The following is a 15,732-nucleotide window of genomic DNA, read 5'->3' as shown; positions in this document are numbered from 1 at the left end:
GTTATACACAAATCAAAGAGCAATATCTTCTGTTGCAAGTAGCAATCTGTTAAGACTAAAACCCTCAGTTTCTCTGAGGACTTTAGTCTTAACAGATTCCCCTTTCTTCAAGAGCAGTAACTTACCATTATCCTTGTCACTGCCCCTGCCATTCCTATTCATAATGATCTATCGTATGTTCCATGACGATGCCTGATTCAAACTGTATCTCCAGTCTCTCTCCCTTATTCACCTTAATGGTGTTTATTAATCTTCTGACTAAGTCTTCATCAAACTCTCTTACCTGTGGTTTTACAGTCTTTAGGGTACTGTCCATTTCTGTTAGTTTTTGTTTATAGTTCTCAGCCTGTTTCTTTTCCCTTACAACCTTTAATTTTGCCTGTTTAAGCTCGTTTATCTTCTCTGATATCCTTTTGTACTCACCATCAAAATCTTCTGCTACAGCTCCTTGTTTTGCGTTTTCTTCGATTAAGGTTAGTATCTCTTTTTGCAGAGATTCGATCTGCTCATCATATTCTGTTGGGATATCTTTAGTAGAGTATCCACCGATAACCCTGATGACATTTTCTCTGAAAGCCCCTATAAAATCTCCATTGTTTTCTACTACCTTATTAATAGCAGTCATAATGGCATTATGTAGAGGTTCTTCTTTTAAGGTAGGTGAGTGCTTGCAAGATGCCTTTGTTCCATTCTTTAGCCTGTTCTCACATCGCCATACTGCACTTTTTTGTCCATATTTTGACCATGTCTGCCTACGGTAGGGATGTCCACATTCGGCACATGCTAAGATTTCTGTTAGTGCATATTTGGAGCTGAATTTGCTCTTTTCCTTTTTTAATTTATTTGTTTTTCTTGTAACTGCCGCTTTATTCAGACTGGCTCTTCTAGCTTTTTCTTCCTGTACCTTATAAAATAATTCCTTTGGTATAATGGCCTCATGGTTATCTTCTATATAATACTGAGGTGCGATTCCGTTATTCTTTACTCGTTTCTTTGTTAGGAAGTCTACGGTATAGGTCTTCTGCATTAGGGCATCACCCATATATTTTTCATTGACTAACATTTTTTCAATTACACCAGGATGCCATGTTTCCTTTCCTGTGACTGTTTTGATTTTATCTGCCTCCAGAGCTTTCGTAATCTCCCCAATACTACTTCCTTCTAAATACATTCTAAAAATTCGTTTCACTATCTCTGCTTGTTCAGGTACTATGATAAGTTCACCTTTTTCATCTTTGGTATATCCCATAAACTTCTTGTGATTGATGGTGACAATTCCATTTTCATATCTTCTTGTTAAGCCCCATTTTGTATTTTCACTTAGGTTTCTGCTTTCTTCCTGTGCTTGACTGCTTAAGATAGTAATCAGTAATTCTCCTGTACTTTCTAAGGTATTAACACCCTCTTTTTCAAAAAATATGGCGATATTCTTTTCTTTAAGTTTTCTTATGGTCTGAAGGGAGTCTACTGTATTTCTTGCAAATCTACTGACTGATTTTGTTATGACCATGTCTATTTTTCCAGCCATACAGTCATCAATCATAGCATTAAAATCATCTCTCTTTTTTGTATTCGTGGCTGACTTTCCATCATCTGCATAAATCCCTGCACTCTTCCAATTTGGGTTGCTTTTAATTTTCTCTGTGTAGTAGGATATTTGAGCCTCATAACTGCCCTCCTGTTGTTCTAAGGTGGTACTAACTCTACAGTAAGCTGCTACTCTTAGGGTTTTTAGCTCCACCCTTACATTCCTGTCATATATGGTTTGTGCTGGTATAAATGCTACATTCTTTTTTGCTACTGCTACTGCCATTTCATTCATCCTCTCTTATTTTCTCATGATATTCCTCCATAGTTATGCCATTGATAAATTCTACTAGGATTCTTCCATCTTTATAAATAACTATCTGCTTTATTATGGCTATAAATATATCTTCATCAAACTCTGTTAGCTGTTCTTTCTCAGCCAGAGATTGTTTTATTTTTTCAGTGTTATAATCATAATCATCTATTTTAGTGATGCTATAATAAGCCTTTGCCCTTTTAAAGATTAGCTCTGATAATTCCTTTGATGAGAAATGTTCTTCTTCCTCTAACTCTTTAATTCGTTCTTCCAGCTTTCTAATTTCCAAAGTCATCCTTGGAGGCTCTTTTTTCTTCTCTTTATCTAGCATCCACATTCTTGATATGATTTTATTAGTTGCTGATATAAAGATAGTTTCTATATCTTTTTCAGTTAAAAATAAGTTTCTGCAGTGTACTCTATTTTGGTAGATGTATCTTTTACATTTCCAATTGCTCTTCTCGGATGGTCTGCCAGCATGTTCAATGTATTTACGGTAGATATCACCACACTCACCACATTTTAATTTGCTACTAAAAATGCTTTGATTTTTCATACTATTTGGTTGTAGGGTTCTTCCTAGTTCTTGCTCTTTTTTCTTTCTTCTTTTCTGCACAGATTCAAAGATTTCCTTGTCTATCATCCGAGGATAGAAGTCATCTCCTAAGTACTTAATATTTTGAAGTATCTTTCCTACGGAGCCATGATTCCAATTAGATTTGTTATTAGCATTTAAAAATCCGGCATTTGTAAGCTCTTTTGCTATGGCATGTAAAGATGATCCTTTATGGTACTCCTCAAATATCTTTTTTATTACTGCTGCCCTTTCATCATCAAATATTACTTTTCCATCTTCTATCTTATAGCCATGTGGCATATGTCTTTGCAACATCTACCTCACCTCACTTTCCATAATACTCTGTCAGTTCTAGGTTGTTTATTAGCTTGAAGGTAATCTCACTATTTTCTCCGATAATGATATTTTCCACTGTATGGATAAATAGGTTTTCGTCATACTTTTCTATAATCTCTGGATTATACCTTATTATTTCTAGCAGCCTTACTGTTCCTACGATTTCTTTTTCATAACCGTTATCATCAAGACATTGATTCCTCATTTTCTTAATGGCTTCAAGTTCTACAGTCAGAGCATTTTGTCTTTCTATAAAAATAGCAGAGTCAATATATCCTTTAGATACAACTCTACTAAGGATATGACTCTGCTCTGTTAATTCCATAATTCTATTATTTAGTTTTTTAATTTCTTCTTCCTGCTCATGATCAGTTCTTAAATTCTTCAAGGATTCAAGTAGTGGATATAAAATATCTGTATGATTGCTTAGAAGTTTATTCCACATGGTTAGGAAGGTTTCTTTTATAATATCCTCCCTTACAGCTTTCATACTGCATTTACTTATATCCCTTATATGCTGGACACAGCACCACTGAATTTTTTCATACGGTTTACCGATATAAATCTTTTGTCTCCTAAAAATGTTACCACATTCCTTGCAGATGATTTTGCTGCTAAATTCATATCTGTTTTGGTATTTTCCACTATCATCTACTCCCATTTGATTTCTTCGATATTCATAAATATCTCGGACCATCCGCCCTTCTTTTCTTGTAATAATGGGTTCGTGATTGTTTTCAATAAAATACTGAGGCAGTTCCCCTTTATTTGTTTTTCTTTCAAAGGGAAGTACCTCAGTTGTATATGTCTTTTGTAATAATAAGTCTCCCTCGTAGATGGGATTTTGTAAGATTTCTTTTACTACACTGTCTTGCCATTCTTCTGCTGAACGTATCGTTGGGACATTATCGTCATTTAAATACCTTGCTATTACATATGAGCCTTTGCCATTTAGATATTCATGAAAAATTCTACGGACAATCTTTGCTTCATCTTCTTTTATTATTAGATTTCCATCTTCATCCTTGGTATATCCATAAGCAGGATCGCTAAGTTTAAATGTTCCATCTTGAAATCTCTTTTTAACTGCCCACTTGTTATTAGTGGAGATGCTTTCTGCCTCTCCTTGTGCAAGAGAGCTTAGTATGGTGATCATCTGCTCACTTTTTTCTGATAGGGTATTAATATGTTCTTTTTCAAAATATACCCCGATACCAAGTGCTTTTAGCTTTCTGATAGCCTCAATACTGTCTACTGTATTTCTAGCAAACCTTGTGACGGATTTTGTAATGATCATATCAATTTTGCCGTCTTCACAGTCTTTTATCATCCGTAGAAATTCATCACGTTTTTTTACTTGTGTACCACTTTTGGCTTCATCAGCGTAGATTCCTGTGTATTCCCAGTCATCTCTTTTTCCGATAAAAGTCTTGTAATATTCTACTTGTGCAGAAAAGGAATTCTGTTGTTCTCTTGAATCAGTACTTACTCTGCAGTAGGCACAAACTCGTTTTTTAGGTTGTAATTCTAAGATTACCTTTTGCTTTACAGGTTCTATTTTTCTTACTTTCTTTGCCATGGTTTTTCCTCCTTTCCTTTAGAACTTTAGTTCCTGTTAGCAACACACATTATCACAAGAATTCAAATATAGCTAGTGTTATTACACATATACTTTTGCAAGTTGTGGAGAAAAGGTCTGACGATTTAATTCATCAATTTTTGCATATTCTACATCCGTTATAATTCCTCTACAAAGTAAGATCTTTAGCAGTTTTAAAGCCATTTTATATTCTACTTCTTTCGCTGTTTGCTCTTTTGTCATCACCATTCCTCCATTCATGTAAATTTTATTATTGTTTATGTAAGTATTTTTCATCTTTTTAATATCACAAAAATAGGGACCGCCATTTTAAATAAAAAACTTATAAATAGACTCTTGTCTATTTCAAGCGATCCCCATTGCTTCTAATATTAAGAATTTGTGTTGTACTTAGACACTACCTTCCCCAACACACAAAGCCTTGCAAGCAAGACTTATAGGGCGATTACATAAACTGCAATTGGTTATAACTGCTTTAGCAGTTATTGCATCATAGGACTCTCACCTCCACCGGGATCTCCGCTGGCTGCCCCCATTGCGATGTCTGTGGCTGGGCAGAAGTATCATTATAGGCTGATGAGGTTATTGCGAACAATCTACCATAGATTGTTTCTTGGGACGGATGGGTATCGCTTTGCACCTTACTTTGCCGACTTTAATAAAAACAGAGATTAAAATTTCTGCTCTTACAGGTGGTCTTGGCGCATCCTCCATTGTCGCTTTTCCATTTCTGGCTCATCAGCTAACGTATTTATGTAATCGGATATTTAGTTTTCAAAGTACAAGACAGGGAATAAAAAAGATCCCCTCAATGTGTAGGCAACGAGAAGACCTTTTTGACAACCATTTTTGAAAATATTTTATTTTTCTTTTAAAATTCTTTTTATTTTGATTAATCTTTTAGAGATGGCATTTTGTGAACAGTGCATTTTCCTTGCAATTTCACGCTGCGTATATCCTTCTATAGCCAATAAGGTTAAAAGTTCTAATTCATCATCACTTAAATCTCTTAGTTTTCTAGAAAGTGCATCATCAGAAATAGTATCTATCCAAGCATAACGTCCTGAAAACTCCATTTCATCAAAACTTGTAGATAAAGATGCAAACCTCTGAAATAAATTGGAGCGTGTTTCTGCATTTTGCTCATCTATATTTTCTTCTGGTATAGCTTGTACACGATTTTCGTAGTTTCTTCTCATACGAAACCAGCTCCAATCAAATTCATATAGCTCCTGTATTGCCTTCTCACTCATTCCTGCTTTTTTGTATTGTCCACATAACTTTTCCCATTCTCTATCAAATATCAACTTTTCTCTACTATAATTAAAACCCATTTGAATTCCTCCGTTTTCTGATTTTTAAAAATGAATGTAATCATCAGAAAAAGGAGGAGAACGGCATTTAGTATGTAAGCTAGACTTTGTCTTCTCCATCTTTCCCCCTGTTTTTGGGTAAAGAAAAAGCCCAGAACAACATTAATTTGTTATTCCAGGCTTCTTCATCACCATATTTGGAGAAATGGGCATAAAAATAACCCCGACATAAATGAAATGCCGAGGCTCTTGATTGTTATTTTATTTTAGACCATTAACTCCCCATAATACAGAGTATAGGCTACCTACAATTCAAAGTCAGTACGTATATGGTTCGTATCTAGTTCAACTTTAGTTCACACTTAGTACGCATTTTGTATTTCTTCAAAGAAATATAGTAAGTCTTTTTCCTCTATAGTACTTGTCCCATTAAAAATAGCTTGATATTTGGGAAGGGAATATCCCCAAAGTGCAATTCCAAATAGTTTTATTGCCTCTTTCTTTTTTGTATAGAAACTTGTCCGCTCTATAGAAAGATATTCCAGTATTTCTGTTTCTGTCATTGGATATGCTGTAATATAGCATTTTGACAATATTTCATGATACAGCTTTCCATTTGTATGATAATTATAAATTTTAATCATTGCTGTATCTACAAGATCTATCATCCATTTAGTCTCAAAAATACAGGAAACTTTATCACTAAACTTGTCCTTCTTTTCAGTAGGTGCAAAATCATTTAAATATGTTAAAGCTGTAGCAAGCTCATTGCTATAATATGACTCACATGCTTCCCTTACATAATTAGCTTCTTGAATGGTTCTCCATACTACATCCCTGTATATAGCAAGAACAAGTTTTGATTTATGAAAAACCTGTTCCTCATCAAGGTTCATACCCTCATACATCTTTGAAATATTCTTCATGTTTCTTGTAAGTCTCATCCCATACCTCCGTTGTTTTAGGGGTACTTAATTTACATGTTATATTCCCCACCCCATATTTTTATTGACTATTGACAAAATGTGAAGATTTATGTACTATAGTATGTGTAGCTATTCTTCACATTTATATTATATGAAGATAACCATCATATGTCAATAGTAAAATACATTTTATGAAATATAATTTCATATTCAAGGAGGATATTATGAGATTTGGAGAAAAACTTAGAGACTTACGGAAAGGGAAAGATATGACCCAGACTGAATTGGCAAAAGAAATCGGTGTTTCGCTACGCACAATTATTAGCTATGAAAATAGTAACAGCTATCCAAAGAAACGAGAAGTTTATTCCAAATTAGCTGCATTTTTTAATGTAGATATTAATTATCTTTTAACAGAAGACGAGGAATTTATCACAAAGGCCAAAGCTAAATATGGTAATCGTGGTGCAAGACAAGCTGAAGACTTAGTTGCTGAAATTGGTGGGTTATTTGCAGGTGGTGAATTATCAGAAACAGATAAGGATGCTGTTATGCGCTCCTTACAACAAGCTTATTGGGATGCCAAAGAGGAAAACAAGAAGTATACTCCTAAAAAATATAGAACAGATGACGATAATAATAATAATTAAGTCCAACTAAATGTACAACTTTTTTACTATAATCACAGGGGAATAGTAGATTGTTTATAGGGGGGTGCTGCTTTGATTGACTCTTTCAAAATATATAAGAAAGCAAATGCTCTTGTCAAACGTATAGGGACAAGGGATACCAGACAGATTGCCAATGAACTTGGTATTAAGATTTATTATGAGAGTTACAATGACCTATTGGGCATGTATACCTATCGTTGGAAGCAACGTGTGATCTTTATTAATAATAATTTAGATGACCATATGAGACAGATGGTATTAGCTCATGAAATCGGTCATGACATTTTTCATAGAAATTTAGCTAGTCATGGTCTTAAGGAATTTGAGCTTTTTGATATGAAAAACACTACCGAATACGAAGCCAATATCTTTGGTTCTCATTTGTTAATTGACAATGATGAGGTATTAGCTCTAGCACGTGATGGTTATGATATAGTGCAGATTTCAAGCATGCTAAATTCACATATTAATCTGCTGCTGATAAAAATGCAGGAAATGAATAAAATGGGGTATGATTTTAATGTACCTTATCGTCCTGAAGGTGATTTTTTGAAGAAGATAAAAGTATAAAAGCTCCTGCTGTTTATTTTGAGACAGCGGGAACTTTTTATTATTGCTATAAAAATACAGTCTAATTACACATATACGCAAGAATTTAGGTTTTCATTCAAGAATTCAAATAATTTTCTAAATATCCAAGTTAATCTAAAACCATTTCAACTCATATTTTCCTTATTCATAAAGCAAAGGTACTTACAATATAATTAGCATTTTGATAAGTTTTATTTATAAAAATATTATAATATTACTTGTATTTACTTAGCTTTTTTCCCAATTCTTCAAGCTGTATTTGGGCATTTAAAACCTGCTTCCCCAGATATATTTCTTCTTTGTCACATCCTGCAAAACAAGATTTTATCCAGTTGTTTTCCTTTTCTAACGAAATATAGTAATATTTATTTTTTGTTATATCTTGCAGTAACAAGCAATACGGTAATGAATTTGCATCTAAATACTCAAAGGTTTCTCTATCAATAAGGAACTGATTTCCTTTTTGAATCATAAAACAAATATGAAGCTTGGAAGGTATTTTTATAATCTTCAGTTTTTTTGTTTCATCTACAATCTTAAAATCAAGTCCTATGTTTTCTAATAAGTTTTCAATTTTCATTTTTACCTCAATTTTCTATATAACATAGCTATTGTCTTAACACATTTGTAATTACTAAAATAACATAGTTTTTATTATATTTTGTTCTAATACCATATTCTCAGTTATTCTAAATTCGTTATCTTCATAAACAACAGAAAATGCTTTGATTTTCAGCCCTAACAAAACTGCTTTGCAAAAGTGTAATTTCACTACTTCTTTTACATTCTGCCATTCAAAATCTAAAATAGAAGGTGACATTGAAACAAAAGCAAAAGTTACATTTGTTCCTCTTTTCAATAATTCAATATATTTTATTAATTGTCTTTCAAGTCTACTGGAAGCATTGTCTGGATATATAATTTTACTTGTACTGCTAAGCAATGACTTTACCTCAATACAACCATAACTCTCCATAAAAAAGTCTGTTTTAACCATATTATCAACAGTGTATTCTCTATAAATACTTTCTTTTGCTATTTTATTAGTTAATAGGTATTTTTCATAAAGTTGATTAACTCTATTAAAATTTACATAGTAGAGTATTCCCTCACATTCTACAGCTTCTAATGTATAGCGTGTACGAAGTTTATTTCCTTTATTCTCTGAAACTAAAACTTTACAATTTTCCAAAGATAGGTATTTTGATAATTTTGAAGAAGAAGACACATAACACTCTTCTCTGAGTTCTTCTTTTATAATTGTACATAAAAATCGATACTTTCCTTCTTCAAGAAAAATGGCTTTGTGATATTGTCCTCTCATATTTTAGGTAACATGCTAGCTAAATCAGGAGAGTTTGAAGATAAATTCCATACAGCAACTTTCATTTTCTTAATATGTTTACCCTCACCAAAATCAAGTAAATCCTCTCGTTTGAAAATATGTAATAGCTTATTTAGGCTACCTAATTCTGCTGAGGTCATTAAAAAGGCTTCTTCAGGATCAATCAACTTGCAATATGACCACAACTGCCCTAAATCTCTCAAAGTTAGATTCGTCTTTTTTGCTTCAATAAAAAATAATTTTACTATATTTTTTTTACGAGCAATACCCAAAATATCTATTTGAATGTCCACACCAGTGGCAAGTTCATTTACAATACCTAATTTAACTAAAACTCTATCTAATCTTTCTGCATGAGCATCCAGTGTTACTATTTCAAAACCTCTATATTTATCTTCCAAGTATTTATGTAACCAATTACGCATAGGTTCATAAAGTTCAAACTCACTCTTTACATTTTTACTATTCGGCATAGCCTAATTCCTTTGCTATTTCAGACCATGAGTTAAAGTGCTTTCCTCTTATAACAAGTGGAATAAACTCATCATCCTCACTAGGGTGTATTGGCTTTTCTTTATTTTGAATTTTACGTGTTTCCCAATAATACCTATGCGTATATTTTTCAGGGTCTTTATTATTTTGTCGATAGCCCGCCAATAGTTCGTCTGAATACATTTCTAAAGCTTGTTGCTTATGAATAATCCCAAATCCTACAGGTATAAATTCATTTGCCCATATCTTAACCTGATGTTCCTTTTTCCAAAAGTTAGGCTTACCTTCATTGTATTTAGTTAGCTTACCGTCTCGTATATTAGGATGTGCCCAATCTATATTTTGTACAGGAATATCTGTTGATTTTAATAAGTTACAAATATCTATTACCATCTGCCAATTATGCGGTATTTCAAGATAAACTCTATGCTGATATTTTGCACCGACATAATAATTACTGCGTCGAATATATCCTGTAACATCTGCAAAGCCTTTTATAAACTGTCTACGTTCATCAAGCGTACACTTAAATATATCTGAGTGTATGTTTATATCATTATGGGATACCGCATTACCTATGAATCTATTTATCTCTCGTATTAAATAATCTGTGTTAGGTTTTGTAAATGATAGCACAGTAGATGACTTATTTTGGATGAAATCGAGCCCTGCACCTACTAAAGGCTCTATAATGCTTCTTATGTCAGCGATACTAGCTTTTACATATAGCTTAACATCGTGTATTTCTTCTGTCTGTAACTTTTTATGGGGTATATCTATTGACACGATTGTAGTTGTAACAGTTCTTTGAATTTCTCCGTTACCACAAATCATACCCAAGAGGTAAGCCATTTCTATATTCATAATAATATCACCATCCTATCCTATATATCCATCCCAAAACGCACTTTGCTCATTTTCATCGCAAAAAACTTCCAATATAGCCTCTTTAATCATTTCCTTATCCTGCATATTCCCTGGATTAAAACCAACATACATACAAGCTTCAACAAATAAACTACCAGTAATTCTCATTTGATTATCATCTTGTAGTCTATACTTCAATGCTGAAGGCATATTGTAAATAGAACTAAAGTAAATTCTATATTGTGGTGCCCATTTCATATCATTACCACCAGATGTAATACCAGAGGTAATTGGATAATTGGGAATTATCTCTGCCAATACATCATCTCTATCATCTGGTATTTCAGCATCAACTCTGCGTACATTTTTTAATATATAACCTAATGCAAAACATAAATCATCGGTCGAATCGAAGTAAATATCTTCAGCTCTTCCCTTGAAGTTTGAAATATAACAATATCCTCTATTAAATAATGATTTTTGCAAAGTAATAGCCTTCATTACTATTCCGCTCCTCTATTTTTTTATAAAAATAAGAATGTATTCATGCACTTTATTAATACGATATTTGTATGGATATCCAAGAGGACGCATATTGTTGTAATCTTGTTGCCTGTCCCATATAATTATATCATCAAAGATAAAACCATGTTTTTGTAATTCAGTTGCTAAATCACTATGTAATGGATAAAACTCACTCTTTTTTCTGATATCCATAACATTAACCAAACAATAAGCACCTGGTTTTATAACTCTATTAACTTTTGCAAATAGTTCACCTAATCTACTTATAAATTCACTATAGTTAGGTATGTTACCCATATCATTGGCTTTCTCTGAATAATTAACCGCTTCTTTACCGTCAGCACTGCGTTTCATATTCAAAATATCCCAATATGGTGGTGAAGTAACACATAAATCGAAAGAATTTTCTTCGAGTTTTTCTAATTCAATAAAACTATCTCCATTGATTACATTTATTTTATCATCATTACCCACTCTATTTTTTGCAATCTCACAAAACTCTTCCGACAAATCAATGCCTGTAGCAGGTCTGTTGAGATTGTGAGCTGCTACAAGACTTGAACCCACACCATTAAATGGGTCTAAAATAGAATTTCCATCTTTTGAAAAAGTTCTAATTAACTTTTCACATAAAGAAACAGGGTATGATGCAGGATGTTTCAAGTCTTTTTCTTCCTTAGTTTTAATTAAATCTCTCCATATACTGAAAGAATTTTGAAGCCATTCTTTTCCCGTTAAATTGTTGCACCTTTTATCCTCGTTTATCATTATTCCACCTCTGTGATTGTATGTTTTTCATTTGATTGTCAATGTGATAACGTTCTTCTTCGCCAATGTTATAGGTTTGATAAATTAAATTATTTAAAGACTCAACCATTTCAAACCATGTATCATTCATATATTCAATATTTTCCAAAGATTTAACAATACTAATTACTTGTCGAAAAGTTGTATCATTAATAATCAAAGGTAGTTTTTTCAAGTATCTTGCATCTGTATGCATAGTAAGCCTTGAATTATTATAGCAAAACTTCAATAAATAATAATTACAAAGTCTAGAATGTAAAAAGCCTAAAATATATCGACACATTTTTTCATCACCATCAGTAAACACAGTTACCGTTTCAGTAGCTTCTAAATCACCTGCAAAACTTGCTATTATTCCAGATTCTGCACTGTAAATGTTTTGTATAAATACTTTATTACCCTTTTGGGGGACAGGTATATTTTTAAAAGAAAACTTACGTATATCTTTTCCTTTTATTGCTGTATCTGATTTTGATTTACCTCTACCAACATATCCTGTACAAATATCACTAAACTTTTTATATGTAGATTCTAAAGTTCTATATATTGTAAAATCTTCCTTGCTATCAAACAAAAGAACTTCATCTCTATAAAAATTTTGAGGAACTTCAGCTTTTTTTATAAATTCTTTATTTTCGTATTTGTAAATAGTAATGTTATTATCTTTTACAAAGCTATTTTCAAGTGTAAGGACAATTTGTTCCCCTCTTACATTTTTAAAGTAAGTGCCAATATCGATAATTGAAGCTATTTTTTTTTCATTTAATATCATCTTTCTTAACATAGAATAAGAAGCTACATGAAGAAAGTTTTTAGGTATAATATAGGATATTGTTCCTGTAGGTTTAGCTAATTCAAAAGCTCTATATAAAGCAGCAATAAATAAATTACTTCCTGAATCTTTAACATTTCTTAAGAACAAATAATCCGAAGTGTCAATGACAATGTCCTTAGCTATAGGCGCATAAGGTGGATTACCTACTACAAAATCAGCAGGTGTTTTCATTTTAAACTTCTTTAAAACTTCTTGCCCGTTATTTGCAAGAGTATCTATAATTTTAGCATTATTAATGCCATATTCTTTTTTCGCTACATTAACCGCTTTTTTATCAATATCAGCACCATATATTGAAGTGTGACCTAAGTGTTTAGCTGATATTAAAAAGCTACCCGTTCCACAACATGGATCCATAATAGTAGCATCTTTGGGGATATTAAGAAATTGAATTATTTTCTGTGCTAATTCAATATCCGTATAAAAAATACCATTTTCCTTTTTGTAACCCGAATCAAGAGATTTTTCATATTCCTTACTTTTTATGGAGTATTTAATTAATTCCATTATTGTTATCTCCTTTCATCGACAAACTAAACATAAGCAATATTTAGCAAGAGCATAATAATCCAATATTATTGTATCAAAAATACTTAGGTTAGTCAATTGATGCTTTTGCTATTCATAATAAATATGGCATCTGGCCATTTCAAATACTTTGACATTACTTAATGTCTATTGCATCTTCCAAAATATATTGTTCTTTTTCTGAAGTTAAATATATTCTTAAAGTGAGTCCTTCTAGTTGGTTCACTATGAACCTCACCTCAGTCCACAAAAAACACGTAATTTTCCCTTGGTGGGAAATACGTGTTTTTTCATGCTCCTTAATCTATATATTATTAAAAATTACCCTATAATTAAAAAATATCTATTAGAGGAATTACTTCCATTCTCCCTATAACGTGACTCTTTTCTGAGAAAGCCACAACGAATTAAATCAGCTATGGCTCTCTTTACTGTACTCCTTGACATCGATGTGTCTTTTGCAATAGTATTAATTGCTGGCCAGCATTCACCCTTTGCATCACATCTATCTTTCAAATACATATATACACACTTAGCACGAGATGGAAGTTCCTCTTTATAAATCCTCCCAAAAAAGCTCAATGAAACACCCCCTATGTCCTGAGTATTGATTTACGTTTTGAATCTCCTTTACTTTCGTCAGTTTGTTCATGTACAGGAGTATGAAGTATGCCTCCTTGTCTCTTTACTGTAGATTCGGTAGTTCCTTCTTCAACTATTACATCAGACATATACTGACTAATAACATTTTCTTCTAAAGTATGTTTGTCGGCATAACGTACCTTACGATTAGATTTTTCTTCCATCTCATATGGCTTTTCGAAAGTGATGCCCCAATCTAAAAATAATCGAAGTTTCGTCTGCATGGGATGTACTCCTGTTTTCATAATTACAAAATTTCCTTTTGGTAATGACTTGAGCTCATCTGCCGTCAGTAATGGCCGCTCTATCATCTGTAAGCTTTGAGAAGGATCGTTTTTACCTCTGCTGATACTTCCACTCATAACAGTTCCGCTACCAAGTGCTTTGGATAACACTTGTGCTGTTTCTGAATTTGGTGCAAACCCTCCAAATATAGTGAGCTGACAGTTATCAGTTATAATCTCACTACCTTCTTTTCCATAGTTTTTATCAAGCTGTGCAAAGGATTGAATGATTGGTACAATAGAAATTCTTCTTGATCTCCCTGCACTAAGCATCATTTCGAAGGATTCTATCTTTGGGATTGTACCTATTTCATCTGCATAAATCATTACACGATTAGGAAGCTTACCACCATTTTCATCTGCTACTGTTAACATTTCACGGTAGAACTGTTGCAAAAATAAACTGACCATGAAATACTTTGTATTGTCTTCTTCCGGGAGTATAAGAAAAATTGCAGATTTTTCGTAGCAGAAGGTTTCTGCATCAATTGTTGTATCAAAGCACAATATCTGTTCCATTTCAGAATCAAGAAATGCATTGAGTCTCGATAGTACTGTAGAAAGAACAGATGCCATTGCCTGTTCTGCTGAATTAAGAGCTGCGCCAGCAAACCATCTAGCTTTATGATCTGGTGGAAGTTTATCCATCAATAACTGAAACTGGCTTTTCCCTTTTACCTTGCTTGGAGCCATTAAATCCTGAACCAATTTGAACACACTTATTATATGTCTTGTATCTATTACATGTCCATCTTCCTCAGTAGGTGGGAGATATTCTGCTATAAGCAAAATAACTGCTGTCAAAAGTCCTTCTGCAGCATCATAGAAGAATGCATTTTGTCCATAAGCTGAACTGTCACCACCTGAATTTATGATTGTCTTTGAAATTATCTTTGCATATTTTTCTGCCTTGGCTCTTGCAGATAGATTATTGCTATTCTCTCGATATGCATCCATATATTTATTTACTAAATGCAGAAGATTATTTCCATCACTGCGTGTGGGATTTCTTAAATCAATAACTGCAACTTTATATCCATAATTCTCTTTTGCTATCGTTCCATAGTTTCTAGCTAAATCTCCCTTTGTATCAGTGGTTATAAAACTCATCCCACTCGCACATGCATATTCTAAATTTGGATATAGAAAAAAAGCTGTTTTACCAACCCCTGCTGCTCCTATCATAAGACAGTGAACATCTCCTATATCTACAAGACCTACAATATCTCCTTTATTTCCTTTACATCCAACCACTAACCCCTGTATCAAATTACCACTCTCATCACGTGGAAGATTCTTACCCTTTCTCCATTGTGATACTTTAAAAGGAATATGCTCATATGTTTTAATAATTTCCTTTTGCGTTGCGAAACGAGCAACTCCATGTTGCCCATCTCCTACTGTTTTAGATTTGATTCCATTTAAGGTATAATAATGAGCAAGTAAAGACAACCCACCAATAACTAAAAACATTATGGTACCAACTCCTATCAATAAAAGTACCTGTGATTGCATTAAATTAACCTCCATTTCTAAAATGTCTTAAGTAA

At 32.9% G+C, this 15,732-nt stretch carries 17 protein-coding genes; 2 read left to right on the top strand and 15 right to left on the bottom strand.

Annotated features, from left to right (window positions below; all coding sequences use genetic code 11):
* Window positions 1–154: 154 nt before the first annotated feature.
* The 6 genes from U8307_RS08450 to U8307_RS08425 form a co-directional block, all read right to left on the bottom strand.
* Window positions 155–1,813, bottom strand: coding sequence for a recombinase family protein (locus tag U8307_RS08450; RefSeq protein ID WP_326906954.1), 1,659 nt, complete (start codon window positions 1,811–1,813; stop codon window positions 155–157).
* Between the two features lies 1 nt (window position 1,814).
* Window positions 1,815–2,735: a recombinase family protein gene (locus U8307_RS08445; protein WP_066085015.1), complete on the bottom strand. Its 921-nt coding sequence runs from the start codon at window positions 2,733–2,735 to the stop codon at window positions 1,815–1,817.
* A gap of 10 nt (window positions 2,736–2,745) precedes the next feature.
* Window positions 2,746–4,335 (bottom strand): recombinase family protein, encoded by a 1,590-nt coding sequence (locus U8307_RS08440; RefSeq protein ID WP_066085012.1) that lies wholly within the window; start codon window positions 4,333–4,335, stop codon window positions 2,746–2,748.
* A gap of 81 nt (window positions 4,336–4,416) precedes the next feature.
* Window positions 4,417–4,578 (bottom strand): SHOCT domain-containing protein, encoded by a 162-nt coding sequence (locus U8307_RS08435; RefSeq protein ID WP_164493064.1) that lies wholly within the window; start codon window positions 4,576–4,578, stop codon window positions 4,417–4,419.
* Between the two features lie 638 nt (window positions 4,579–5,216).
* Window positions 5,217–5,690, bottom strand: coding sequence for a sigma factor-like helix-turn-helix DNA-binding protein (locus U8307_RS08430; RefSeq protein ID WP_066085008.1), 474 nt, complete (start codon window positions 5,688–5,690; stop codon window positions 5,217–5,219).
* 341 nt (window positions 5,691–6,031) lie between these two features.
* A complete protein-coding gene (locus tag U8307_RS08425; protein ID WP_066085006.1) occupies window positions 6,032–6,613 on the bottom strand; it encodes a hypothetical protein in 582 nt (193 codons plus the stop codon).
* A gap of 206 nt (window positions 6,614–6,819) precedes the next feature.
* Here U8307_RS08425 and U8307_RS08420 point away from each other — a divergent pair, with 206 nt between their 5' ends.
* Entirely contained in the window at window positions 6,820–7,245 is a 426-nt protein-coding gene (locus tag U8307_RS08420) for a helix-turn-helix transcriptional regulator (protein WP_066085003.1), read from the top strand.
* Window positions 7,246–7,317: 72 nt separating this feature from the next.
* Window positions 7,318–7,836: an ImmA/IrrE family metallo-endopeptidase gene (locus tag U8307_RS08415; RefSeq protein WP_066085000.1), complete on the top strand. Its 519-nt coding sequence runs from the start codon at window positions 7,318–7,320 to the stop codon at window positions 7,834–7,836.
* A gap of 235 nt (window positions 7,837–8,071) precedes the next feature.
* Here U8307_RS08415 and U8307_RS08410 read toward each other — a convergent pair whose 3' ends face one another.
* The 9 genes from U8307_RS08410 to U8307_RS08370 form a co-directional block, all read right to left on the bottom strand.
* Window positions 8,072–8,437 (bottom strand): hypothetical protein, encoded by a 366-nt coding sequence (locus U8307_RS08410; protein ID WP_066084996.1) that lies wholly within the window; start codon window positions 8,435–8,437, stop codon window positions 8,072–8,074.
* A 54-nt stretch (window positions 8,438–8,491) separates the two neighbouring features.
* A complete protein-coding gene (locus tag U8307_RS08405; protein WP_066084993.1) occupies window positions 8,492–9,181 on the bottom strand; it encodes a DNA/RNA nuclease SfsA in 690 nt (229 codons plus the stop codon).
* The gene (locus U8307_RS08400) at window positions 9,178–9,675 is read right to left on the bottom strand and encodes a hypothetical protein (RefSeq protein WP_066084990.1); all 498 of its coding nucleotides are present in this window, start codon (window positions 9,673–9,675) and stop codon (window positions 9,178–9,180) included. Before U8307_RS08400 ends, U8307_RS08405 begins: the two co-directional genes overlap by 4 nt.
* A complete protein-coding gene (locus U8307_RS08395) occupies window positions 9,665–10,558 on the bottom strand; it encodes a hypothetical protein (protein ID WP_066084987.1) in 894 nt (297 codons plus the stop codon). Before U8307_RS08395 ends, U8307_RS08400 begins: the two co-directional genes overlap by 11 nt.
* A 15-nt stretch (window positions 10,559–10,573) precedes the next feature.
* Entirely contained in the window at window positions 10,574–11,062 is a 489-nt protein-coding gene (locus tag U8307_RS08390) for a hypothetical protein (protein ID WP_066084984.1), read from the bottom strand.
* 15 nt (window positions 11,063–11,077) lie between these two features.
* Window positions 11,078–11,854 carry a DNA methyltransferase gene (locus U8307_RS08385; RefSeq protein WP_066084981.1) on the bottom strand — a complete coding sequence of 259 codons (777 nt, stop codon included), beginning with the start codon at window positions 11,852–11,854 and terminating at the stop codon, window positions 11,078–11,080.
* Entirely contained in the window at window positions 11,838–13,235 is a 1,398-nt protein-coding gene (locus U8307_RS08380; protein WP_066084978.1) for an HsdM family class I SAM-dependent methyltransferase, read from the bottom strand. Before U8307_RS08380 ends, U8307_RS08385 begins: the two co-directional genes overlap by 17 nt.
* Window positions 13,236–13,577: 342 nt before the next feature.
* Window positions 13,578–13,838 carry a helix-turn-helix domain-containing protein gene (locus tag U8307_RS08375; RefSeq protein WP_066084975.1) on the bottom strand — a complete coding sequence of 87 codons (261 nt, stop codon included), beginning with the start codon at window positions 13,836–13,838 and terminating at the stop codon, window positions 13,578–13,580.
* Between the two features lie 11 nt (window positions 13,839–13,849).
* The gene (locus tag U8307_RS08370) at window positions 13,850–15,697 is read right to left on the bottom strand and encodes a VirD4-like conjugal transfer protein, CD1115 family (protein WP_326906940.1); all 1,848 of its coding nucleotides are present in this window, start codon (window positions 15,695–15,697) and stop codon (window positions 13,850–13,852) included.
* Window positions 15,698–15,732: the final 35 nt, after the last annotated feature.

Source organism: Sedimentibacter sp. MB31-C6 (assembly GCF_035934735.1).
Classification (GTDB): Bacteria; Bacillota; Clostridia; order Tissierellales; family Sedimentibacteraceae; genus Sedimentibacter.
This window is presented reverse-complemented; position numbering and strand designations above follow the sequence as displayed.